Raw genomic sequence first — 23,755 nt, 5'->3', positions numbered from 1 at the left:
CACGCACCAATCGAGACGATCTAGCAACCACAGTAGAGTCGTCCTCGAAGTGCCCAAGGACTCTCGAACCCACCGTCACTCCGCTCTCGAAGTGATGTACTGAAATACACTGTTTTCCACTAAATTGTACTGAAATGTACTGTTTAAAAGACTTATTTGAAGCCTGGCCGAGTACTGAAACTGAGCAACCGTGATGAACAACGCGACGAACACACGAATATTCGGTCCAACGACGAACACTCCGCGACCGACGAACCTGCCGGAAGGATAAGTAACGAGGACGAACACCAGAACACATGACCAGCGACCGATCGAACACGCCGACGATTCTCGTACTCCGGCGTGGAACCCACGGAATGCCCATCTCAGAGTACGTCGCGGAGCTCCGAGACCGCCTGCCGGAACACGAGATTCGTCTCGCGCGCACGCCCGAGGAAGAGCGCGAGTCGATCGCGGACGCCGACGTCGTGACGGGGATGACCATCGGGGAAGACCTGCTCGGCTACGCCGACGACCTTCGCCTGTTTGCCTGCGCCTACGCCGGGACGGGCCACCTGCCGCTCGACGCGCTCGAATCGCGGGGCGTGGCGGTGACGAACGCCTCCGGGGTTCACGGCCCGAACATCGGTGAGTACGCGCTCGGAGCCATCCTGACGTTCACCCGTGGGTTCCTCCGTGCGCGCCGCCAGCAGTCGCGTCGGGAGTGGCGGCACTTCCAGGCAGGAGAGTTGCAGGGAAGTACGGTGACCGTGGTCGGGATGGGTGCCATCGGGCAGGCGGTCGTCGAGCGCCTGCAAGGGTTCGACGTCGAGACCATCGGCGTGCGCTACTCCCCCGGGAAGGGCGGCCCGACAGACGAAGTACTGGGTTTCGACGACCTGCACGATGCGCTCGCCCGGACTGACTACCTCGTGCTGGCCTGTCCACTGACCGACGAGACGCGCGGGCTTCTCGATGCTGCGGCGTTCGATACCCTCCCGCCGGACGTCGTGCTGGTGAACGTCGCACGCGGGCAGGTGGTCGAGACGGACGCACTCGTGTCGGCGCTTCGCGGCAATGCGATTCGCGGGGCGGTGCTGGACGTGACCGACCCGGAACCCTTGCCGGAAGATCACCCGCTCTGGAACTTCGAGAACGTGCTCGTCACGCCCCATAACGCCGGGCACACGCCCGAGTACTACGCTCGGCTCGCGGATATCGTCGCCGAGAACGTTCGACGGATCTCGGCGTCAGGGCGAGAAGGTGACCTCGAAAATCAGGTCGTGTAGGCGACTCCACGCTGCTCGCTACCGATCACCTCTCCTCGACCACTCACTACCGACTATCCACTTCCGTCGTCAAAAAATAGTAGAACCGTCCGATATTCGGATTACCAGAGCTGTGCGGCAGGTGTCTCGCAGTCGCTGCAGACGACCGCATCGTTGCCTTTGTACGTTCCGCGTTCCAGTCGACCGTCGTGACACCAGTGGCATTCTCGTCCTTCGAGGCGTCCGATGACGCTCGACTCAGTCGTCGAACTCATATCTCGATTCGAGATTCTGTCGCGCGCGCCATGAACTTGCTGGCCCACCTTGCAGGCAGTTTATCCTTCACGAGACGCTACGAATCAGTATGAGCGAACGAACAGACCGTCCCGAAAGCGAAGCGAACGACCTTCCCGAGACAGAGGAGGAGTGGCGCGAGCGATTGAGTGACGAGGAGTACCGCATCCTCCGCGAGCAGGGAACCGAACGACCGCACACCGGCGAACATCTCGACCGAAAGGACGACGGCACCTACGTCTGTGCTGGTTGTGGCGCGGAGCTGTTCGACTCGGACACGAAGTACGACTCGCACTGTGGCTGGCCGAGTTTCTACGACGTGCCCGAAGGAAACGTCGAGACGCGCACCGACACCAGCAACGGGATGGTACGAACCGAAGTCGTCTGCGCGAACTGCGGCGGCCATCTGGGCCACGTCTTCGAAGACGGGCCGGAACCGACCGGGAAACGCTACTGCATCAACAGCGTGGCGCTGGATTTCGACGAAGAGTAGGTCGAAACGGGTTCGAGAAGCGTCGTTCGACCGCGTGGTTCGACAGATTCGACTGCCCGACCGCGGTTATTTTCATCCCAGTTATACAACATTCTGACATGGACGTAACACTGCTCGGGTCGGGTGGTAACTTCCCGATTCCGATGCCGACCTGCGACTGTCGAGTTTGTGTCCAAGCGCGCGAAAACGGACTCCCGTATTCTCGGGTGGGTAACGCGACGTTCGTCCACGACGCGAAGGCGCTCGTAGACGCCCCCGAGATGATCTGGCGGATGGTGAATCGCGAGCGAATCTCGGACGTGGTGTACATCTTTGTCTCGCACCATCACAGCGACCACGTCCGCGGTCTCCGGGTCGTGCAGGCGCTTGGCCGCGAGGGGTTTCCGATGTCCGCGTGGGACAAGGAAGACCCGCCGACCATCGTCGTTAGCGAGAACACTTACCAACTGCTCGGACGGGCACACGGTATCATGGCCGACTACGAAGACTGGGGTTTCGCCGAGTTCGAATTCCTGAACGACGGGGAGACGATGGACTGCAACGGTGTGGACGTGACCAGCCTCGGCTGGGAGATGGAACCCGACGGCGAGAACCTCATCTTCGGATTCCAGTTCGACGACGGGGACTCCAGAACCCTCGTCACGCCCGACGAGACGAAGTTCCTCGATACCGACCGACTGGACGACGACATCGACCTGTGGATTCGAGAGTGCGGACTGTTCCGGAACGACCCAGATGGTAATCCTATATTCCACGACGACCTGTGGCAGCAGGAGACGGAACTGGAGATAACCTTCGAGGAGACCGTCGAGCAGGTGCGTGACGTTCGCCCGAACAGAGCCGTCCTCACCGAGATCGACGAACTGTTCCAGCGAAGCTATGACGACTTCTGCGAACTGGAAGCGGAGTACACAGGGTTGAACCTCCAGTTCGGCTACGACGGGATGGGGATGTCCGTTTGACCTACCTGCTTCCAGAAGCTGAACATCCCTGTCTGACCTGAGTTCGTCCGTACCTGACCGCCTCCCAACCGTACAGTCCGAACGACACGCCTTTCCCACCGCCCGAGAAAATCCCAGTCATGGACAGAAAGCGAGAGCTTTCGAGCATCGACCTCGCCGCCGTCGTCCGCGAACTCGGTTCCTACGAGGGCGCGAAGGTCGACAAAGCGTATCTCTACGGCGACGATCTCTTGCGTCTCAAGATGCGGGATTTCGACAGCGGTCGCCTCGAACTGCTCGTGGAAGTCGGCGATATAAAGCGTGCACATCTCTCCGCGCCGGAGCACGTTCCAGCCGCGCCGGGGAGACCGCCGAACTTCGCCATGATGCTCCGCAACCGCCTGAACGGGGCGGATTTCGCGGGCGTCGAACAGTACGAGTTCGACCGCATCCTCCAGTTCCACTTCAAACGGGGGGATGGCGATACGACCATCGTCGCGGAGCTGTTCGGACAGGGAAACATCGCCGTACTGGACGAGAACAACGAAGTCGTCGACTCCCTCGACACGGTGCGACTCAAATCCAGAACCGTCGCGCCCGGTTCGCAGTACGAATTCCCCGACTCGCGAGTGAACCCCCTCGAGATCAGCTACGAGGAGTTCGTCGCCCGGATGGACGACTCGGACACCGACCTCGTCAGAACGCTGGCGACGCAACTCAACTTCGGCGGTCTGTACGCAGAGGAGGTCTGCACCCGCGCTGGTGTCGAAAAGGCGAAAGACATCGCCGACTCCGGCGAGGAAGAGTACGAACGACTGTACGACGCTATCGAGCGTCTCAAGGAACCGCTGGAGACAGGGCAGTTCGACCCCCGAGTGTACTACGAAGACGACACCCGCGTCGACGTGACGCCGTTTCCCCTGGAAGAGTACGACGGTCGGGATTCGGAGGCGTTCGAGTCGTTCAACGCCGCAGCGGACGATTACTTCACCAACCTCGATCTGACTGAGGACGAAGGGACACAGAGCGCACAGGAGCCACAGAAACCCGACTTCCAGGGTCAGATCGAGAAACAAAAGCGCATCATCGAACAGCAGGAGGGCGCGATAGAGGGCTTCGAACGGCAGGCGCAGGCCGAGCGCGAGAAGGCCGAACTGCTATACGGCAACTACGGATTCGTGGACGAGATCCTCTCGACGGTTCGGAACGCCCGTGGCGAGGACACTCCGTGGGAAGAGATCGAAGCGAGGTTCGAAGAAGGTGCAGAACGCGGCATCCCCGAGGCCGAAGCAGTGCAGGAAATCGACGAACGCGAAGGCACCGTCACCATCGAGATAGACGACACCGAGATCACCCTCGAACCCGAGGACGGTGTCGAGAAGAACGCAGACCGCATCTACACGGAGGCGAAGCGAATCGAGGAGAAGAAGGCGGGCGCACAGGCCGCCATCGAGGACACCCGCGAAGAACTCGAAGCAGTCCGCAAGCGACGGGAGGAGTGGGAAGCGGAACCCACGCCGGTAGACGAAGAGGAAGAATCGAAGGACATCGACTGGTTGGCACGACAATCTATCCCGGTCAGAAAGCAAGAGCAGTGGTACGAACGGTTCCGCTGGTTCCGAACCTCCGACGGCTTTCTCGTCCTCGGCGGGCGCAATGCCGACCAGAACGAGGAACTCGTCAAGAAGTACATGGACAGAAACGACCTGTTCTTCCACTCGCAGGCACACGGCGGTGCGGTGACCATCCTGAAGACGTCCGACCCGAGTGAACCCTCGAAGGACGTCGACGTGCCCGACGAGAGCAAACAGGAGGCAGCCCAGTTCGCCGTCTCCTACTCGTCGGTGTGGAAAAACGGTCGATTCTCGGGTGACGCCTACATGGTCTCGCCCGAACAGGTATCGAAGACGCCGGAGAGTGGCGAACACCTCGAAAAAGGTGGGTTCGCCATCCGCGGCGACCGAACCTACTTCCGGGACGTGCCGGTCGGTGTGGCGGTCGGCATCACCGTCGAACCGAACACCCGCGTCATCGGTGGCCCGCCCTCGGCTATCGAAGATCAGGCGGTCACGAACATCGAAGTCGAACCGGGCCAGTACGCCCAGAACGACGCCGCCAAACGCCTCTACCGCCAGTTCCGCGATCGGTTCGAAGACACGTCGTTCGTCCGGAAGGTCGCCAGTCCGGACTTGATCCAGGAGTTCCTCCCTGCCGGTGGTAGTCGGATGGTGGACTGAACCTTCCTGCCGGAGAGAGTCGAACGCTTGACTGACTGCCGAAAATTCGACTGACACGTCATCGTTTCGCTGAGAACGGTTAAGCCGACGGACAGCGTCTATACACTTGAGTCAGGCGTGCTGTTCAGATGCATGCACTGACAGGGGGAACATCATGTTCAACGACAGCATCAACTACCTGAAAGACAGTGACGACGCCGCGAAAACAGTACTCATCGGCGGGCTACTCGCGATCTTAGGCTTCCTCATCATCCCGGCGCTCATCGTGGAGGGGTACGTCATTCGCGTCCTTCGTCGCGTCTCGGCAGGCGACACCGAAGCACCGACGTTCGACGACTGGACGAAGCTGGCCGTAGACGGCCTGAAAGCGGTCGTCATCGGGTTCGTCTACCTCATCATCCCGGCACTCATCGCGGCAGTGTTCGTCGGCGGTGGGGTCGCACTCGCAAACGACACCCCGGCTCTCGGTGGACTGATCGCCGTCCTCGGCGGCGTACTGACGCTCATCACCGGACTCGCGGTCTGGTACGTAGCGCCTGCCGCGTTCGTCCGATTCGCGGAGAAGAACTCGATAGGTGCGGCGTTCGATTTCGAATCGCTCACGCCCGTCCTCCGTGACCGGGAGTACGCGACCGGATGGCTCCTCGCACTGGGTATCCTCGTCGTCGCTGGCGTCATCGCCAGCGCCCTCTCGGTCGTTCCGCTCATCGGCTGGCTGGCTGCCATCCTGGTGGGCTTCTACGCGCAAGTGACCGCGGCGTACATCTACGCTCGATCGTACGCAGAGGCGAGCGAACACCAACTCCGGAGCGGGCCGGAGATGGAAGACGGGCAACCCGCGGTATGAACCTCATTTTTCGAAGATTGATGTGTAGCTGTTGCTCTGTGGAGATTTACTGCTGATCGAATGAAGATGGATCGAGTTCGTTTCAGTCCATCGGTGTCGCGGCGGCACCCGGTGACTGGCCCTGCTGGCGGGTCACCTCGCCGTACGCTGTCCCGAACTTGTAGCTTCCGGCGAGGTAGAGCCAGAAGTAGAAGAACGGGAACAGGAGATATCCGAGGCCGAGCGTGACGAGTGCGAGGATGTTCGCCACTATCCCACCGGCGACCGCGACGAGGAACACCGTCAAGACGGCGATGATGTACTCCTTGCTCGTCAGTACCGGGGTGAGCGTGTCGAAATCGAATGCGGCACCGATCTTTCCGGTTCGACCGAAGTTCGTGAGTGCTGCTGGGAGGATGTACTGGATGACGAACGCGAGGATCACCGCGAGGAAGATGCCGAGGAGACCGAATCCAGCGAAGAGTCCACCTGCGTCACCGCCTGCACTACCGCCGATTCCGATGAAAGCGATCATCATCCCCATGATGAACGTCGGGACGATAGCGTACGCGATGTTGATGAGTATCGCCTTCAGTCCGTCAACCAACAGGCTGCCCCAGTCCTCGAACGCAGGTGGCTCCGTTTCACCGCGTGAGGCTGCGGCCATCGCCTGAACCATGTATCCCATCACGATGAAGGCCGGGATGATCAGAAACGAGAACAGAAACAGGACGCCGCCGATGAGGTTTCGTGCGATTCCGTCGTCCCCTTTCGTCGGATACGATAGTGCGTCTTCTAGCATAACGAGCAAAACATCTAATACATTATATTTAATCATACCCGATAATTGTGGCCGTTAGAATCGTGGACAGTTCGTGGATGGGGACGAAGAATAGCAGGGCACTTACCACCGGAACACACAGTTTCTGCCATGCAGATTCACGACCGAACGTCCCTCGACGGGAACCGCGAGCGCATCACGCTCGTTCCCGAGAGTCTGGACGACCTCTGGCATCTCACCTATCTCCTCGAACCGGGTGACGAAGTCGCGGGCGACACGACCCGCCGTATCCAGCGAGCGGACGACCAGATGCGCGATACGGGCGGTCAACGAGAGCACATGCACATCACACTCGACGTGGAGGACGTGGAGTTCCATCGGTTCGCCAATCGAGTTCGGGTCGGTGGCGTCATCGCCGACTGTTCGCGTGAAGACCAGTTGGGCCTCCACCACACGATAAACGTCGAAGAGCGGGACAAGATCTCCATCGTGAAGGTGTGGAAACGCGACCAGTTAGACCGACTCGACGACGCCGTCGAAGCGACCGAAAGCCCCGATGTCGCCATCGCCACGGTCGAAGAGGGCCAAGCGCACATCCACACCGTCGCACAGTACGGGGCGGACGAGTACGCATCATTCACGGGGACGACTGGAAAGGGGGAGTACGCAGGAGGGCGCACCGAACTGTTCGACCGGTTAGGGTCCGCCCTCTCACATCTCGACGTGGACGCTATCATCCTCGCCGGGCCGGGGTTCACGAAACAGGATGCCTACGACCACATCGCCGAGAAGTATCCCGACCTGATCGAGAAGATGACGCAGGTGGACGTGAGTGCGGTCGGCGACAGGGGTGTTCACGAGGTGCTGAAACGCGGTGCCGTGGCAGACGTACAGGAGGAGACGCGCATCGCGGAGGAAGCGGAACTCATCGACGAACTCACGAAGCGCATCGCCGAGGGGGCGAAAGCCGCATACGGAATCGAGGAAGTGGCTCGTGCCGCCGACTTCGGCGCTGTCGAACGGTTGCTCGTGCTGGACGAGCGACTCCGAAAGGAACGCGGTGCGACCGGCGAGGACGAGTCCGGCGGTGAGTGGGCCATCGACGTGAACGAGGTCATCACCGATGTCGAACGAAAAGGCGGCGACGTGACCGTCTTCTCCCACGAGTTCGCGCCGGGCGAGCAGTTGTCGAATCTCGGCGGTATCGCCGCCTTGCTTCGCTATCGACTGGAGTAGTCGCGCCGGAAGAGATACACCGCGAGTCCTGCGATACCGAATGCTCCGATGGCGAGACCCCGCGCGAGTGGCTGTGATTTTCCGCGCCGGGTCGAATCGCGGTAGACGTAGTACCCGACCGTCGGCCAGAAGAGGAGGAGATAGAGCGCGAACCGAAGTACCGCACCGTTTCCGGCAGCGAAGATATCCATACTGGCTCACTGCTGGCGTGTGATGTAATTTTTTGTACTGGCAAGAACGCTTAACCGACGCGCGACCGGTATTATCGGTACGATGTTCCTCTATCTGGTGGGAAAACTGGCTATCGTCGCGGTTTATTATCTCGCCAGGCTCGTTCCAGTCGTCGGGCTGAAACTTTCCGATCGCTACGAACATCGGATGTTCGGCCCACTGATCGACGACGTATCAGTGAGCGAGCTACGCGCCAAGCAGTCGGGAGGGTCGGGGCGGTCGGTCACCATCGAATTCGAGTTCGACAACGACAGCAGCCTCGACGCTCACATCGTTGGTGGCAACGTTCGACTCGGCCACGAGCAGGACGGCGCAACGGTCTGCAATCTCGTCTGGACTGACGACTTCGAATCGCCACCGAAGAACGTCGAACCGTCGAAGATCGAAGGTGACGGGGCCGGACACCTCGAACTCGAACGTCGTCTTGGCGGCGACGAACTCTGGGTAGACGGCCAACTCCGATTGCGTCGAATCGTCACAGTCCGTGGGAGAGGGCTACCTCTCGGCATGGCCAACTTCTACTTACCCGAGAAATCGGTCGAAATCGAGTCCAGCGAGACGGATCGGCGAACTGCGGTGGACGGGTAGAGTGAGAGGGGTAAACGGGTAGAGTGGGAGGATAGACGGATAGAGTGAGAAAGGCGATCAGAGTTCTACCGACAGCAGGTCTTCTGCGAAGCGAACGTCACCGTCGTACTGCTGGCCGATCGAGTCCAGCATCGCCTCGTGCTTTCCATCCGTGTGGGGGTAGAGGTGGGTGAGATAGACGCGACCGATGTCGACGTCGGAGAGGACGTCGCCGAGTTGGGCCGGTGTTGGATGGTTCGATACGTCGACTTCGTCCGGGAACGAGCAGTCGTGAGCGAGAACGGCACAGCCATCTGCGAAGTTTGCCAGTCCGGTGAACGCCTCGCTGTCGCCGCTGAAGGTGAACTCGTCACCGAATCGGTAGGCGAGACAGGACATCGAGTGGCGCGTCTCGAACCCCTCGACGTCGAATCCTGCCACGGAGAACTCCTGTTCGCCTACTTCACGAACCTGGAGGTCGACTCGGCCATCGAGGTAATCGTGGACGGACAGCAGGTCGTCGAGGAGGGCTTTCGTTCCGGACGGTCCGACGACTTCGAGGTGTTCTTCTCCGGCAAGCCATCGGGCTTTGAGGAGCGGGAGCAGGTCGGAAACGTGGTCGAGATGGTGGTGGGTCAACAGGACGGTCGAGACGTTCTCGTAGCCCACCCCGGACTGCTGGAGGCGATGGAGGACGCCGCTGCCACAGTCCACGAGGAGTTGGCGGCCGTCGTCTTCGACGACGATTCCGGTCTGGAACCGCTCTCCGGTCGGCATCGCACTTCCCGTACCGAGGAACGTGATTCGCATACTCGAATGCGCGTCGGGAAGGGTGAAAAAGCTTGATTCGTGCGGAGAGTTAACCTCCCGGAGACTGTTCACTGTTGTAGTTCGAATATGCAACGCGACATTCGGGTCGAACGTGGCCCTGACGGGCGTCACCTCGCGGTGTCGCGCCAGATCGATGCCCCAACGGAACACGTCTGGAACCTGTTGACCGACACGACGTACTGGCCGGACTGGGGGCCGTCAGTGCAGGCCGTCGAATGTGCCGACAGAGTGATCGAACTCGGCTCGACGGGCAGAGTGAAAACTCTTCTCGGCGTCTGGCTCCCATTCGAGATCACCGCGTGCGAAGACTATCGTTGGAGATGGACAGTGGCCAGGATTCCCGCGACGGGCCACCGGGTCGAAGGACTCGCCGACGAGCGTGGCTGTCGCGTGGTGTTCGAACTCCCACTTTTCGCGGCGGGTTACGTCCCGGTGTGCCAGCACGCGCTCGAAAAGATCGGTCGTCTCGCCGACGAAGAATTTTAAAGGATAACGGGAGCAGTTCGGCCCATCTGATGGTTCCCACGCTCAGACCACGCCTATTTCACTTTCGCTCCACTGGCATAACCCTCTTTGCCGACCGATTCCAACTCGAAACAAATGGATGGTAGAACGCTGCTGGCCCGCGAGGGATGCGGATTCGACCCCGGGGCGGTCGAACTCGCCGACGAGGAGACGTTCGACCTTCTGGAACCGGCAGTCAGGGAGTGGTGGGCCGAACAGTTCGGGGAGTACGTCCCGCAGAACGGGGGATTTTTCACCCCGCCACAGCGCGAAGCCATCCCGCTGATCCACGAACACGAGAATGCCCTCATCGCCGCACCGACAGGAAGCGGGAAGACGCTGGCTTCGTTCACCGCGATCTTGAACGAACTGTTCCGGCGGGAACGGGAGTCCGGTCTCGAAAACTCGGTCTACTGCCTCTACGTCTCGCCGCTGAAGTCGCTGGCCAACGACATCCACCGGAATCTCGAAGTCCCGCTGTCGGGCATCCGCGAGCGAATGGAGAACGACACGTCGGAGACGGAATCCGACGACTCCGAGGAATCGAAAACCGAGGTGCGCCACGCCATCCGACACGGGGACACGGACAGTGCGGCTCGACAGCGGATGTTGAAGGAGACGCCTCACATCCTCAACACGACGCCCGAAACGCTCGCCATCCTGCTCAACTCGCCCAAGTTCCGCGAGAAACTGCGAACCGTCGAGTACGTCGTCGTCGACGAGATACACAGTCTCGCGGATGGAAAACGCGGGACGCACCTGTCGGTCAGCCTCGAACGCCTCGAAGACCTCGCGGAAACGTCACCGACTAGGATCGGCTGTTCCGCGACGGTCGAACCGCTTTCGGACATCGCCGAGTTTCTGGTCGGACGAGAATCGCCCGGCGGAGAGAGTCGAGAGCACGAGATAGTCGACACTCGATTCGTCAGGGAGTTCGACCTCGAACTTCTCTGTCCGGCGGACGACCTCATCCACACGCCACGCGACCTCGTACAAGACCGGTTCTACCACCAACTGCACGACCTCGTACAAGAACACACGAACACGCTCGTCTTCACGAACACGCGCTCCGGCGCAGAGCGTGTCCTCCAGAATCTCCGCGAGCGATTCGAGGCGTACGACGAGGAGAACTCGGGATGTCACCACGGCAGTCTCTCGAAGGACGCTCGGCAGGCGATAGAAGGGCAGTTGAAAGCGGGGGACGTCGACGTGGTGACCACCTCGACGAGCCTCGAACTCGGCATCGACATGCCCCACGTCGATCTCGTGGTGCAGGTCGGGTCGCCGAAGAGCGTCGCCTCCCTGCTCCAGCGCGTCGGTCGTGCAGGTCACCAGCTCGGCCAGACCGTTACCGGTCGGGTCATCGCGCTCGACCGGGACGAACTCGTCGAGTGTGCGGTGATGCTCAAGAAGGCAGAAGAGGGGTTCGTCGACCGTGTGTTCGTCCCCGAGAACGCACAGGACGTTGCGGCTCAACACGTCTACGGGATGGCGATAAACGAGGTGCGAAGGGAAGCGGACGTGAAGGCAACACTTCGACGAGCCTACCCGTACCGGAACTTCTCGGAGGCAGAGTGGGAATCGCTCCTACGCTACCTCACTGCGGACTACGACGGATTGGAGGACAGGAACGTCTACGCGAAGGTCTGGCGCGACGAGAACGACCCACAGGACGGGGAGTATCACTACCCCGACTTCCCGGTCGGCGAGCCACTGATCGGCAAGCGCGGGCGACTCGCTCGGGTCATCTACATGACGAACATCGGGACGATTCCGGATTCGTTCTCCTGTGACGTGTTCACCCGCGCGGACAACGAGTGGGTCGGTGACCTGGACGAGAACTACCTCGATACGCTCGAAAAGGGTGACGTGTTCGTCCTCGGCGGCCAGCACTTCGAGTACAGCTACCGGCGTGGGTCGAAGGTGTACGTCGACCCCACCAGCGCGCGTCCGACGGTTCCCTCGTGGTTCTCGGAGCGCCTTCCGCTTTCCTACGACCTCGGGCGGGAGATCGCCGCCTTCCAGGGGGAACTGCTCTCGCGGCTCGCAGACCGGGGGAAACCCGCAGTTCGGGTCTGGCTTCGAGAGTTCCCGCTGGACGAGAACAGCGTCCGAGCGATCACCCGGATGTTCGACGAGCAGTTTCGCTACGCTGGCCCCGAGAGCGTCAGCACGAACGACCGCCTCTCTGTCGAGATCGAGATGGACAGAGACGAGTACAAGCGCCACTACTACGTACACTCGAACTACGGTCGGAAGTTCAACGACGGGCTTTCGCGAGTGGTCGCCTATCGCTGTGCACAGGCAGCCAACACGAACGTCTCGGTCGCCGTCGCGGACAACGGCTTCACCGTCTCGATGCCCCTGAACCGCAAGGTAGACGTTGCGAGCATCCTTCGCGATATCGAACCCGACGAGATACGCGACGACCTGCGTGCGGCACTCTCGGGCACCGATCTTCTCCAGCGCTACTTCCGCATCAACGCGACGCGCTCGTTGATGATACTCAAACGCTACAAGGGGTACGAGAAATCCGCCAGCGAACAGCAGGTATCGAGCGAGATGCTGCTCGGATTCGCCGACGAACTGGAGGATTTCGCCGTCATCGAGGAGACCTACCGCGAGATAATCGAAGACAAACTCGCCGTCGATGCGATAGCGGAGGTACTCGGTGCGATGCAGGCCGGGGAGATCGAAGTGGTTCAGCACCGAGTGCAGTCCCCCACGCCGCGAGCGTTCGGTCTCGCGACGCTCATGGCGAGTGACGTGGTACTGGCCGAAGACGAGAGTGCGGTCTTACAGGAGTTCCACGACCGTGTGCTGGCGGAACTGGCAGACGACTCCGACGCATCTCCAGGTTCGGGAATCTCTGCGTCGAAGTGAACAGGGTACCATTATCTTCCCTGACGTTTATGGGCAGAACCCCACATAGCTACGCTCGATGACTGACGTGGACGGGATCGACATCGCAGAGCTTTCGCCGATGGCGTGGCGACTGCTGCGAGTCGCCGCCGGGTTCGAACAACGCGCCATCGAACGGGAACTCCCCGAACTGATGCAGGCCCACGTCTCGATGCTCGAAAGCGGTACCCGCGCTCTCTCGTTGTCACGGCGTAGCCAACTGTTCGACCTGTACTCTGCCGAACTCACTGCGGAACAGATTCGCGCGATAGCAGAGAATTTTTGAACATATTCCCGTAGTGATGTTTTCTTGCACCGGTATCGAAAGTTATTAATCGCCACATTAAGCTATGTTGGCGTGTATCAATGATACATGGGTTGTCCTCACCACGCGGGCGCATCGTCGTGTTCGTTTTAGCACTGCTGGGAACAGCGATTATCGCAGGTGCACCGAGTCCATCGGGCCTTTCCATCCGCGGGCAGTTCGCGCTCGCGACGATGTTTTTCGCGGGATTTCTCTGGGTGACGGGTGCGTTTCCCTTGCCCGTGACGGCACTGTCGATTCCCGTTGTGCTCACCGTCTTCGGCGTGTACGCCGACCTGGACGAAGCACTCGTCGGTTTCGCCGACCACCTCATCTTCCTGTTCATCGCCGGATTCATGCTGGCGAACGCGCTCCAGAAGTACGACATCGACCGGCGAATCGCGCTCTGGATGATGTCCGTGATGGGGTCGTCGCCGCGCAGACTCGTCCTCGCCGTCATGGTCGCCACGGCGTTCCTCTCGATGTGGGTATCGAACACGGCGACGGCGGCGATGATGACGCCGATTGCACTCGGCGTCCTGTCGCAGGTCGTGGGACGTGAAGACGTGAAAGCCGCCGCAGCGACCGCCAGCAACCTGGACTCCGACATGGCCGCCGACGGCAGCGGGGCGGTGACCGAGGGTATCGCCGATGCCGATGAGTTCACGAACATCCAGGTGTCGATGCTTCTGGGCACCGCCTACGCCGCGAGCGTCGGCGGCGTCGGGACGCTCATCGGTACCCCACCGAACGCGGTGCTCGCCGCCCAACTGAACGAGACGTTGGGCTACGAGATCGGATTCGCCCAGTGGTTGCTGATCGGCCTCCCTATCGTCATCGTCACCCTCCCCATCGTCTGGTACGTGCTCACGTACGTCCTCTATCCGCCGCAGGTCGGCGACGTAAGCGACGCGCGTGCGGAAGCGAGACGGTATCTAGACGAAGCGGGCGCGTTGAGTCCGCGCGGCAAGCGCGTCGCACTCATCTTCACGGCGACCGCGCTGTTGTGGGTCGTCGGTGGTCTCGGCGATTTCATCGGTCCGATGCTGCCATCGGCGTGGGAGGTCACGCTGTTCGGCGGCGAGGGAACGAGCGTCTTCGGAATCCAGGGCCACCAGGGGCTGTTGTACTACGTCGTCGTCGGACTGCTGTCCATTCCGGCGCTCGTCCTGGCGGACACCGTGGAGTGGGACGACCTCGTGGACATCGACTGGGGAACCATCCTCCTGTTCGGCGGCGGTATCGCGCTCGCGGACGCCCTCGCCACGACGGGGGCGACGAAGTGGATCGCTGATACCGTCTTCGGTTCGCTCACTGGCGCGCCCATCGTCCTCGTCGTCGGTGTGGTCGTTCTCCTCGTCATCTTCCTGACGGAGATGACCTCGAACACCGCGACCGCCACCATCATCGTCCCGATTCTCATCGGTATCGGGAGCGCCTTCGCGGCCACGCTCGGTCTGACCGACGTTGCCGCGGCCGTCTTCCTCTCGGTTTCGGGAGCCATCGCCGCGAGTTTCGCGTTCGCGCTTCCCGTCGCGACGCCACCGAACGCCATCGTCTTCGGGAGCGGCTACCTCAAACAGAGCCAGATGATGCGCGCCGGCGTGGTTCTGAACGTGCTGATGACGGTCGTCCTCACGGGGTTCATCTGGGTGCTCTTCCAGTTCGTCTGGCCGCGAGTCCTCTGGTGAGTCCGCTTTCACGGTTTCCCTGAGAGAGGGGAATATTTTTGTTTTCAGAATTGAACGACGAATTATGGTTCCTCGTACGACCCGCGACCTCCTCGAAGCCGTCCGACCCGTCGTCGGAGTGATGGCCGGTTGGGCTGCCGTCGTTCTGGTCGCCGAATTCGGCATCAAGAACGTCGGTTACCACGAGCCGCTCAGCTTGCTCTGGTGGCTCGGGACGCTGACGAGCGTCACCGCAACCGTCGTCGCGTTGGCTGCGGTCTTCCTCTACGTGCTCTCGCAGGCGATCGCACTCGGAACCGCCGAGAGCGACGGAAGCCGTTCGTCCGTCTCCACCTCTGACTGAGGATAGTGCTGCGAGCGGTCAGTACCGTGATGGCGACACGAGAAGCGTCTCCAGCGCGTCCGGAACGACGAGTACGTCGCTTCCGGGTTCGATGGCCGCTGCGACCGACTCGCGGGCGTGCATGAGACAGTCTTCGACTACTTCGGGATGCTCGCTTCCGGTCACGAACACGTCGTGGTTGCGGAGGCTGCGCGCAACGACGAACGCTCGCTGTGCACCCGGTTCGTATCCGGCGCGCAGCTCGTCGTAGAGGCTCGCCGGGTCGGTCGCTCCGGCGAGTCGGTCGTAGAATCGTCGTTCTCCTTTCCCCTCACCAGCACCCTCTGGAAGTGCTGCGGGGACGACGACACGGCCATCGGGACGCAGTGGATTTCGGTCGCCGAGGACGACGTACGTCGCGGCGCGCGTGGCCTGATAGAGGTTCGCCGCCTTCGCCTCGGGGACGCCAGCGACCACGGCGTCGAACTCGGTCTCGACTGGGACGGATAGCGCGTCCTTCGCCGTGGCCGCGAGATCGGCGACCACGTCTCGGTGGTGTCCTGCACTGGCACCGAGAATCCCCTGTGGCCCGTGCGTGACGTTCAGGCAGAAGTCGAGACCGATAACGTCGCCTGCTTTGTCGAGCGTCTCACGGAAGGGGTTGTCCCCGATTCGACCCAATCTGACACCCTCACGCGAGAGCATCTCGGGGCCGTGGGTGTATCGGATGAGCGACTCCCCACCTGCGCCGATGGCGACCGTCTTCGCACCCCCGGAAAAGCCAGCGTACTGGTGTGGTTCGACCATCCCCGTCGAGAGCACGCGGTCGGCGTCGGCGACGGTCGGATTCAGTCCGATTCGAATCTCCTCATCCTCTCCCGGAGGCGTGACGTGTCCGACTTCGACAACACTCTCCGCGTCGTGGTTCTCCGCGAGGTCGGCGTGCTCACCGAGTGCGTCTTCGATCTCCTCGTCCGTCATCGGGCGGTGGAGGCCCAGTCCGAGAACGACGCTGATCTGCTCGCGGTCGACATCTGCCTCCCTGAGTTCTTCGAGAAGCACGTCCAACAGCACGTCGTCCGGCGTCGCGCGGGTCACGTCGGTCACGACGATGGCGACCGTCTCGCCCGGCGAGACGAGTTCGGGGAGAGATGGACCGTATGGCTCTCGAACCGCGTTCTTGGCTGCATCCTCCGGGGATACGGGTGTTCCGCCAAGAGGTTCGAGAACGGTCACGTCGCAGTCCGGGAGCGAGTAGTCCATAGGTCGTCTTCGATGGCGGGAACGAAAGGATTCAGGTTCGATTGCGGAATCGACGGGGTTCAGGTCGCCCAGTCGAGCATCCGGTCGTAGAGCGGTGCCGAGCGCAGCGCGGTCTCGTCGCCGACGAGGACGAGCGACTTCTTCGCTCGGGTTAACGCGACGTTCACTCTGCGGTAATCCTCGAAGATGGGGCTGTCCAGATCGCCGGTTGCGACGAACGAGACGACGATGATCTCCTTGCTCGACCCCTGGAATCGGTCGACAGTATCGACCGTGATCGTGTCGGGGACGCGGCGCGAGATCTCCGCGACCTGCGCTCGGAAGGGAGCGATGACGCCGATTCCTTCGTGTGGGACGCCCGCGTCGGCGAACTGGGTGACGATGTCTCGAACGCGGTCTGCTTCGCTCGGATTCGTGTTACCGACCGCTCTCCCATCGGGGTCCACGAACGTCACGCTCTCGCGGAGTTCCTCGGGGAGCGCGCCGTTCGTGATGCTCGGCAGGTCGGTGATCCGCTGGGCGGCCACCTCGCCGCTCGCGGGGCGGAGCGCTCCGTCGTAGAACTCGCGCGACGAGAACGCCTGGATCCGCTGTCCCATCCGATACTGGCGTTCGAGCATGACCGAGGCGTCGGGATACAGTTCGACGAGGCGTTCGAACAGCGACTCGGAGAGATCGTTCGCCGCTCGAACGACGGGTGGTAGTTGGTGGTGGTCACCGACGAGGACGAATCGGTCGGCGAGGTTGATGGCGGCGAGGGTGGCGGGTTCGGTCAACTGCGAGGCTTCGTCGACGAGCGCCACGTCGAACTCCTGTTCGCGCACGACTCGCGAGCCACAAGTCGCGGTCGTCGCCGCGACGACGTCGGCGTTCTGGAGTTCCGCCGCGCGTTCGTTGGGGTCGCCGCCGCGCTTCAGTCTGAGGTCTTGCATGTCCTCGCGGATACCGCTCTCGGTGCCGACGCGGACGATATGATCGGACGCCGTCCGATTGCCAGCGGAGCTTTGCTCCGCGCTGTATTCGAAGCCTTGGTCTCTGAGTGCTTCGAGTGCGTTGTCTACGGCACGGTTCGTGAACGCGGAGAGCAGGACGCGATTCCCTCGTTCGACCAGTGCCCGGATGGTTCGTGCGATGGTGTAGGTCTTTCCGGTACCGGGCGGGCCGTGGATGAGCGCACAGTCCTCCGCGTTGACGGCGAGGTTCACCGCCGCGTTCTGGGAGTCGTTGTTCTCGATGAACGGTTCGCGGTTGTCGGCGAATTCCGGTTCCTGTTTCCCGAACAGCACGTCCTTCCGGCGCTCGTCGCCTTTCAGCAGACAGTCGTGGAGGGCGGTGAGCATCCGGTCTGCCGACAGTTCGGAGGGGTAGACGTCGAGTCGGCGGAGTTCGACCGGTTCGTCGGTCGTCACGACGACCTCGTCGGTCAGTTTCTCGACACGGGCGAGTTCCGCGTGCCCGCTGACGGGGTGACCGTTGCTGGCGAGTACCACGTCACCCTCGCGGATCTTCGAGACGGCTTCGTCCGTCTTTTTGGCGGTGAGTTCCCAGCGGCCCCCCTCTCGCTGGCGCTGTCCCATCGGTTCGAGATCGATGAGCGCCCGGTCGTCGTTCGCGCGTTCTTCCGCACTCTGTTTCCAGAGTTTCGCATACTCGTCGTGGGTCGCCCGGCGTTCGGCTTCTATCTCGCGGTACTTCCGGTCGAAGTACTCGCGTTCGTGCTCCGGAATCGGTTTGCCGATCTGTCCGGCTTTCGACTCCTGGTCGAGTCGCCCGGAGACCACCATGCAGGTGTCGCGTTCGAAGCAGTACTGGCACTTGGCGTTCGCCTCGTATCCCGTCGGAACGTCCATCTCGAACTCCATCGCGGCGATCTCGTTGCGCGTGCGGACGACGAATTCGAGCAGTCCCTTACCGATGGCGAACTCCTTCGCGGGCGAGAGGTCGCCGGACTCCTCGGTGCGGTCTAAGGCGGAGTTCTTCGTGTAGAGTAGCGTGCCGGTGTCCGCCGGTACGTCGCGCTCCTGGAGGATCAAGGCGTAGCAGGCCGCCTGGATCTTGTCCTGAAATCGGGGGTCGCGGTTCGTGTTCTTGCCCGTCTTCAGTTCGACCGGCATCCCCCGACGGAGGGCGTCACACCGGCCTTTGATGCCGAACTGTTCGCTGATGAGGGTGTACTCACTCCGCCATTCGTCCGTGTCGTTCAGGACGCCCTGTGCCAGCCACCCCTCGATGGCGCGGGCGTTCTGTCGAACCTCGCCCGCGACCTCCTCAGCCTCGCGTCCGAGCAGGCCAAGCTCCAATCCGGCTTCCTCGACGCGCTCTTCGATAGAGTCGTCCAGATCACGACCGCGGAGCAGGTCGCCGAACACCTCGTGGACGACCGTCCCTTTCACGACGGGGTAGTTCAGCGGAACCCCCGACAGTTTGTTCAGATAGTACATCCGGGGGCACTGCACCCACGAGCGAACGTCGGTCACGTTGACGAGGAACGAGGGTTCGACCACGACGTAGGATTCCTTGCTCGTCGCGTACTGCGTCTCGCCCTGGTACTCCGACTCCTCGACGTCGGTCACCAGCAGTTCCATCCCTTCCTTTAGCAGTTCGGCGGACTCGGTCCACTTCCCCCACAGTGTCACCGTCTCCGGCACGTCGTCGTCCGGTTGGACGACCACCTCGGCGAGTTCGCGTTCGCCGTACTGCGTGGTGACGGTTCGCACTTCGCCCGGTTCGACGACAGTCCCCCGTAGATTCACGAGACGTTCGTACTGCTTCGGCGCGAAAAATTCTATCGGTTGACGGGAGATGGGGTGGTCGTCGAGAACTAAAGTATTCTTCTCTGGTTAGTAGTGCCGGTAGAGGGCGAGCTTGAATGAGATTCCTGAAACGAGTGAGTTACCGCAGTGACGGTGTCCTCGAAAACTCCCGCCGTATCGACTCGGGCGTTGCGCGAGCGCGAGGCGCTCGCTTGTCGCCGCTCCCGCTGGTCGCAGCGACCTCGCTGCGCTCCTCACTCCGTTGCGGTGCTTACTTCGTCGTCCTTCGTCCAGACGGCGGCCCATTTCAGTCCACCCAGACAGCACCGCCACAGCCACCGCACCTCGTCCTCCCCAGCCTCCTTCCTCCACTCGCTTCGCTCGTTCCGGTCGTCCCTCGCGCGGGCGCACCGCAACGACAGGCCGACCAATCGCTGAGCGTCCACACCTGTCCGACACGAAAAGTGCCCGCCCCGTCCAAGCAATTCCCTGGTGTCCTCGTGAGCAACGCGAGCGAGGGCTCGTCAGAGCGTGCTCTGACGGGGACTGAAAGGGCGAGCGCGCTGGGCGAAGGATGGGGACGCAAGCACTGAGGGCGCGACCGGAGTTCTCGTGAGTGACCAGAGGGAGCGAACGAGAGCACGGAAGAGCACGTCTCTTCCGGAGGGGGCGCCCGAAGCGCGCAGCGACCCACCCGAGTCCAGCGTGTGAGGGCTTTCTGGGACGACGAAACTGCGACAACTCGTTCGTCACGGCAAAAGAGTGCAAGAGGATTTCCAGTACAAAATAGTACATTCCAGTACAAGATTCGCTTCGGACGTCAGAAAATTCGTTCCGCTTTCAGCAGAAGTCCCCGCCTTCTCAATCGTCGGACGAGATCACACCGTCGATGACGGGGCGGGTCACGTCGCGGTCGGTCTCTTCGTCGTCGATGTCGTAGGGGTATTCGCCGGTCACACAGCCCATACAGAGTTCGCTCCGTTCGACGGCGAGCGCGTCGGCGATGGCTGCTTTGGAGAGGTATGCGAGGCTGTCGGCGGAGATGGCGTCTCGGATGTCCTCGACGGACTTGTCGGAGGCGATGAGTTCCTCGCGGGTCGCCATGTTGATACCCATGTAACACGGCGCGACGATGGGGGGCGCACCGATCCGCATGTGCACCTCCTCGGCACCGCAGTCTTTGAGCAGTTGGACGAGTTGCGTCGAGGTCGTCCCCCGGACGATGCTGTCGTCGATTATCATCACCGTCTTCCCCTCGACGGTGGATTTGATGGGATTGAGTTTGAGCCGAACCGCGCGCTCGCGCTCGTCCTGCGTCGGCATGATGAACGTTCGCCCGACGTACCGGTTCTTCATCATTCCCTCTGCGAACTCCACGTCGGACCCGCCCTCCTGTGCGGCCTCCGCGTACCCGGACGCGAACGCGCGTCCGGAGTCGGGCACGGGCATCACCACGTCGGTTTCGATGCCGCTTTCCTCCCAGAGCTTTCGCCCGAGTTCGCGCCGCACCTCGTAGACGAGATTGCCGTCGATGACGCTGTCCGGGCGCGCGAAGTAGACGTGTTCGAAGAAGCAGTGGGCGGTCTGCTCGCGCTCGACGAGCTGGTAGGTGTCGAACCCTTTCCCGTCAGGCTGGAGGACGACCAGTTCGCCGGGGCGTACGTCGCGGACGAGTTCGCCGTCGATGGTGTCGATGGCCGCCGACTCGCTGGCGATGACGTAGCCGTCTTCGACCTCGCCGATGACGAGGGGTCGGTTTCCTTCGGGGTCGCGCACGCCGAGGACGGTGTCGTCGTGCATGATGGCGAGCGAGTACGAGCCGTGGATGCGGTTCATCGTCCGCTTGACCGCGCGGATGAGATCTTCTTCGAGCAGGTTGCGCGCGAGGTCGTGGGCGATAACTTCGGTGTCGCCGTCGGACGTGAAGGCGTGGCCGAGCGCGGCGAGTTCGTCCCGAATCTCATCCGAGTTGACGAGGTTGCCGTTGTGCGAGAGCGCGAGCGACCCGCTCTTGAACGAGACGGTGAAGGGCTGGGCACAGCTCTTGTCGACACTTCCGGCGGTCGGATAGCGGACGTGGCCGATTCCGGCGCTTCCGTTCAGTCCTTCGATGTCGTCTGCGTCGAAGGCGTCTCCGACGAGACCCATCTCGACGTGGCTGTGCTGTTGGAATCCGTCGTGCGTTACGATACCTGCCGACTCCTGCCCGCGATGCTGGAGGGCGTACAACGAGTAGTAGAGGGGGCGTGCCGCGTCTCGATCCGTCAGTGACGCGCCGACGACGCCACACTTCTCGGTTGGTTTCCCGAAGTTCCCGTCCCGGCCACCTGACATAGACGACCATAGCGCGGGCCGGTAGTAAAAACTCTCGTTATCGTGCTGTATTCGAGCCACTCGATTCCAAGAAATATGCACGTTCGTGGATATAACTGCGGTGTGCGACACCTGTGGCTCGGCGGTCGGTGTCTGTGAGAGTGAGAATATCCGCAGCAGGCGGTTAGTTGTCGCCCGCTCTGCTTTGCCACTCGTAGTCGCGTCGCTTGCTCGACTTGCCGAAGCCGCACGACGAGCAAACCTTCTTTCGAACGTGGTACGATTTCTCGCCGCAGCGACGGCACTTCACGTGTGTCGTCTTGTTCTTCTTGCCCTGGCTTGGGGTTCCTGCACCAGTCATGGATTGATCGAAACGACGTTATCGCCGCGTATAATGGTTGTGTCTTCGTCTTCGATGACGAGATTCATATGCTGGTCGTAGCCCGTCAGTGTGCCCGTATACTCTTCGCCACCCTTCAACTGGACTGTCACGACGGAGTTTAGCGACGCTTCGAGAACGTCGAGTGGTCGTCCGCTCATATCATCAAACCCAGTGTTTGCGTTCTTAAACGTACCGAAACGCTATTCGGTAGCCCCTTTCTGTCCCCGGATACCCCTATCACCCCGGCTCAAAGATCGACTGCGAATCCGTCTCGACCGCTCGAACGCACCGCAAATTCGGCCAGGAGGTCCGCTGTCGCATCCAGGTCGTCCGTATCGATGACTTCGACCGGCGTGTGCATGTATCGATTCGGCAGTCCGACGTTGAGCGACGGGATACCGCCACGAGCAGTGAAGAATGCGTCCGCGTCGGTTCCGGTTCGGATTCCCGCCGCCTGCAGTTGAACCGGGATGTCCGCCTCGCGCGCAGCGTCACGAACTGCGGCGACGACTTCGGGATGGTTGGCGCTTCCGCGCGCGACGACCGGCCCTCCGCCGAGGTCGATATCGATGTCCTTGAACCGTTCTTCTTTCGACACGTCGGGGCTGTCCATCGCATGGGTCACGTCGATAGCGACGATAGCGTCGGGGGCGAGGTCGAAGCCGACCATCTTGGCACCCTGTAGCCCAACCTCTTCTTGAACCGTACTCACGGCGTACACAGTCGTGTCCACGTCACGCTCTGTCGCACGGCGAAGTCCCTCGGCAGCGACCCACGTCCCGACGCGGTTGTCGATGCCCGGCCCGGCCAATCGCGTCCCGTGGAGGTTTTCGATGGTCGGCGAGAACGTGATCGGGTCGCCTACGTCTACGAGTTCCTGGGCTTCGCTCTCGTCTTTCGCACCGATGTCGACGTGCTGTTCGACGATATCTTCGAACTCGTCGTCGTCGGTGTCGCGCAGGTGGATCGCTCGTTGGCCGATGACGCCACGGACGATGTCGTCGTCGGTGTGTATCTCGACGTGCTGGCCCTTCGACACGGTACGGTCTGAGCCACCGATCCTATCGACGCGGACGAACCCGTCGTCGTCGATTCCAGCGACGATGAAGCCGATCTGGTCGGCGTGGCCCGCGAATGCCAGTTCTGGCCCGTCCCCTTCGACGACTGCGACAGCGTTGCCGTACTCGTCGGTTCGTACCTCGTCGGCGAACTGGGAGACGTACTCGACCCAGGCCCGTTGCCCCGCGACCTCGAATCCCGAGGGACTCGGTGTCGTGAGCAGTGTCTCTAAAAACTCACGTTGGGTTTCGTTCATACCGGTGAACGAGGGACGACGTACCTTCAACCCCTCGAATATCGTCATTTATTGTCACAAATATTGTATTTGTCCCGAATCGATAAGGACGAGAGCACCGATAGGGAGGATATGGGGGTTTTCGAACTACACCTTCACGAACCGAATCTTACGCTCAACGTGGGCGAATCACCGTCCGAATCGTCGGAGGCACCACTCGACTGGGGGCGAACCGACGGTGGCGACGAGACACCGTCGGTCTCCGGGAAACTCGGTCCGGTGCTCGTCCTCCTCGCGGTCATCGTCCTCGCGGTGCTCAGAAACAGACGCCGGGAGTAGGTGGA

The 23,755-nt window shown here is 61.7% G+C and carries 24 protein-coding genes; 14 read left to right on the top strand and 10 right to left on the bottom strand.

The window, feature by feature from the left end:
• Positions 1–296: 296 nt before the first annotated feature.
• Positions 297–1,268 carry a D-2-hydroxyacid dehydrogenase gene (locus ACR3FE_RS03335; RefSeq protein ID WP_458205431.1) on the top strand — a complete coding sequence of 324 codons (972 nt, stop codon included), beginning with the start codon at positions 297–299 and terminating at the stop codon, positions 1,266–1,268.
• A 101-nt stretch (positions 1,269–1,369) separates the two neighbouring features.
• On the opposite strand, the gene ACR3FE_RS03330 is transcribed toward ACR3FE_RS03335, so the two are convergent.
• Complete coding sequence (locus tag ACR3FE_RS03330; RefSeq protein WP_458205429.1) at positions 1,370–1,522, bottom strand: HVO_A0556 family zinc finger protein; 153 nt, start codon at positions 1,520–1,522, stop codon at positions 1,370–1,372.
• Between the two features lie 89 nt (positions 1,523–1,611).
• On the opposite strand from ACR3FE_RS03330, the gene msrB reads away from it, so the two are divergent.
• The 4 genes from msrB to ACR3FE_RS03310 all read left to right on the top strand — a co-directional run bounded on the left by msrB (position 1,612) and on the right by ACR3FE_RS03310 (position 6,059).
• Complete coding sequence (msrB, locus tag ACR3FE_RS03325; RefSeq protein ID WP_458205428.1) at positions 1,612–2,034, top strand: peptide-methionine (R)-S-oxide reductase MsrB; 423 nt, start codon at positions 1,612–1,614, stop codon at positions 2,032–2,034.
• 98 nt (positions 2,035–2,132) lie between these two features.
• Positions 2,133–2,996, top strand: coding sequence for an MBL fold metallo-hydrolase (locus tag ACR3FE_RS03320; protein ID WP_458205427.1), 864 nt, complete (start codon positions 2,133–2,135; stop codon positions 2,994–2,996).
• A 119-nt stretch (positions 2,997–3,115) separates the two neighbouring features.
• Positions 3,116–5,212: a ribosome rescue protein RqcH gene (gene rqcH / locus ACR3FE_RS03315; RefSeq protein ID WP_458205426.1), complete on the top strand. Its 2,097-nt coding sequence runs from the start codon at positions 3,116–3,118 to the stop codon at positions 5,210–5,212.
• A gap of 154 nt (positions 5,213–5,366) precedes the next feature.
• Entirely contained in the window at positions 5,367–6,059 is a 693-nt protein-coding gene (locus ACR3FE_RS03310) for a DUF4013 domain-containing protein (RefSeq protein WP_458205425.1), read from the top strand.
• 82 nt (positions 6,060–6,141) lie between these two features.
• Here the strand turns inward: ACR3FE_RS03310 and ACR3FE_RS03305 are convergent, their stop codons facing one another.
• A complete protein-coding gene (locus ACR3FE_RS03305; protein ID WP_458205423.1) occupies positions 6,142–6,840 on the bottom strand; it encodes a DUF4013 domain-containing protein in 699 nt (232 codons plus the stop codon).
• A gap of 129 nt (positions 6,841–6,969) precedes the next feature.
• On the opposite strand from ACR3FE_RS03305, the gene ACR3FE_RS03300 reads away from it, so the two are divergent.
• Complete coding sequence (locus tag ACR3FE_RS03300) at positions 6,970–8,055, top strand: mRNA surveillance protein pelota (RefSeq protein ID WP_458205422.1); 1,086 nt, start codon at positions 6,970–6,972, stop codon at positions 8,053–8,055.
• Here ACR3FE_RS03300 and ACR3FE_RS03295 read toward each other — a convergent pair.
• Complete coding sequence (locus tag ACR3FE_RS03295) at positions 8,040–8,246, bottom strand: hypothetical protein (protein WP_458205420.1); 207 nt, start codon at positions 8,244–8,246, stop codon at positions 8,040–8,042. The genes ACR3FE_RS03300 and ACR3FE_RS03295 overlap by 16 nt on opposite strands.
• A gap of 82 nt (positions 8,247–8,328) precedes the next feature.
• Between ACR3FE_RS03295 and ACR3FE_RS03290 the strand changes: the two genes are divergently transcribed.
• Positions 8,329–8,874, top strand: coding sequence for a hypothetical protein (locus ACR3FE_RS03290; protein ID WP_458205418.1), 546 nt, complete (start codon positions 8,329–8,331; stop codon positions 8,872–8,874).
• 57 nt (positions 8,875–8,931) lie between these two features.
• On the opposite strand, the gene ACR3FE_RS03285 is transcribed toward ACR3FE_RS03290, so the two are convergent.
• On the bottom strand, positions 8,932–9,663 hold the full coding sequence (locus ACR3FE_RS03285) for an MBL fold metallo-hydrolase (protein ID WP_458205416.1): 732 nt from the start codon (positions 9,661–9,663) through the stop codon (positions 8,932–8,934).
• A gap of 87 nt (positions 9,664–9,750) precedes the next feature.
• On the opposite strand from ACR3FE_RS03285, the gene ACR3FE_RS03280 reads away from it, so the two are divergent.
• The 5 genes from ACR3FE_RS03280 to ACR3FE_RS03260 all read left to right on the top strand — a co-directional run bounded on the left by ACR3FE_RS03280 (position 9,751) and on the right by ACR3FE_RS03260 (position 15,427).
• Positions 9,751–10,170, top strand: coding sequence for an SRPBCC family protein (locus ACR3FE_RS03280; protein ID WP_458205415.1), 420 nt, complete (start codon positions 9,751–9,753; stop codon positions 10,168–10,170).
• A 114-nt stretch (positions 10,171–10,284) separates the two neighbouring features.
• Complete coding sequence (locus ACR3FE_RS03275; protein WP_458205413.1) at positions 10,285–13,071, top strand: ATP-dependent helicase; 2,787 nt, start codon at positions 10,285–10,287, stop codon at positions 13,069–13,071.
• A 58-nt stretch (positions 13,072–13,129) separates the two neighbouring features.
• The gene (locus tag ACR3FE_RS03270; protein ID WP_458205412.1) at positions 13,130–13,375 is read left to right on the top strand and encodes a hypothetical protein; all 246 of its coding nucleotides are present in this window, start codon (positions 13,130–13,132) and stop codon (positions 13,373–13,375) included.
• Positions 13,376–13,455: 80 nt separating this feature from the next.
• Positions 13,456–15,084 carry an SLC13 family permease gene (locus ACR3FE_RS03265; RefSeq protein ID WP_458205410.1) on the top strand — a complete coding sequence of 543 codons (1,629 nt, stop codon included), beginning with the start codon at positions 13,456–13,458 and terminating at the stop codon, positions 15,082–15,084.
• 64 nt (positions 15,085–15,148) lie between these two features.
• On the top strand, positions 15,149–15,427 hold the full coding sequence (locus tag ACR3FE_RS03260; RefSeq protein ID WP_458205408.1) for a hypothetical protein: 279 nt from the start codon (positions 15,149–15,151) through the stop codon (positions 15,425–15,427).
• Positions 15,428–15,445: 18 nt separating this feature from the next.
• On the opposite strand, the gene ACR3FE_RS03255 is transcribed toward ACR3FE_RS03260, so the two are convergent.
• Together ACR3FE_RS03255 and ACR3FE_RS03250 are read right to left on the bottom strand one after the other, a co-directional pair.
• Positions 15,446–16,669 carry a lactate racemase domain-containing protein gene (locus ACR3FE_RS03255; protein ID WP_458205407.1) on the bottom strand — a complete coding sequence of 408 codons (1,224 nt, stop codon included), beginning with the start codon at positions 16,667–16,669 and terminating at the stop codon, positions 15,446–15,448.
• Positions 16,670–16,728: 59 nt separating this feature from the next.
• A complete protein-coding gene (locus ACR3FE_RS03250; RefSeq protein ID WP_458205406.1) occupies positions 16,729–19,422 on the bottom strand; it encodes an AAA domain-containing protein in 2,694 nt (897 codons plus the stop codon).
• Between the two features lie 116 nt (positions 19,423–19,538).
• Between ACR3FE_RS03250 and ACR3FE_RS03245 the strand changes: the two genes are divergently transcribed.
• The gene (locus ACR3FE_RS03245; RefSeq protein ID WP_458205405.1) at positions 19,539–20,015 is read left to right on the top strand and encodes a hypothetical protein; all 477 of its coding nucleotides are present in this window, start codon (positions 19,539–19,541) and stop codon (positions 20,013–20,015) included.
• Between the two features lie 268 nt (positions 20,016–20,283).
• Here the strand turns inward: ACR3FE_RS03245 and purF are convergent, their stop codons facing one another.
• From purF to ACR3FE_RS03225, 4 genes are all read right to left on the bottom strand, one after another.
• On the bottom strand, positions 20,284–21,756 hold the full coding sequence (purF, locus tag ACR3FE_RS03240) for an amidophosphoribosyltransferase (RefSeq protein ID WP_458205403.1): 1,473 nt from the start codon (positions 21,754–21,756) through the stop codon (positions 20,284–20,286).
• A 163-nt stretch (positions 21,757–21,919) separates the two neighbouring features.
• Positions 21,920–22,096, bottom strand: coding sequence for a 50S ribosomal protein L37e (locus ACR3FE_RS03235; RefSeq protein WP_458205401.1), 177 nt, complete (start codon positions 22,094–22,096; stop codon positions 21,920–21,922).
• Complete coding sequence (locus ACR3FE_RS03230; protein ID WP_049970133.1) at positions 22,093–22,275, bottom strand: LSM domain-containing protein; 183 nt, start codon at positions 22,273–22,275, stop codon at positions 22,093–22,095. The genes ACR3FE_RS03235 and ACR3FE_RS03230 overlap by 4 nt, the downstream gene beginning before the upstream one ends.
• A gap of 89 nt (positions 22,276–22,364) precedes the next feature.
• Positions 22,365–23,432 (bottom strand): M20/M25/M40 family metallo-hydrolase, encoded by a 1,068-nt coding sequence (locus ACR3FE_RS03225; RefSeq protein WP_458205399.1) that lies wholly within the window; start codon positions 23,430–23,432, stop codon positions 22,365–22,367.
• A gap of 111 nt (positions 23,433–23,543) precedes the next feature.
• On the opposite strand from ACR3FE_RS03225, the gene ACR3FE_RS03220 reads away from it, so the two are divergent.
• Positions 23,544–23,750 (top strand): hypothetical protein, encoded by a 207-nt coding sequence (locus tag ACR3FE_RS03220; protein WP_458205398.1) that lies wholly within the window; start codon positions 23,544–23,546, stop codon positions 23,748–23,750.
• Positions 23,751–23,755 lie beyond the last annotated feature (5 nt).

It is taken from the genome of Haladaptatus rarus, from assembly GCF_054177585.1.
Note: the sequence above shows the minus strand (reverse complement) of the source record. Positions and strands in the feature narration are given on the sequence as shown.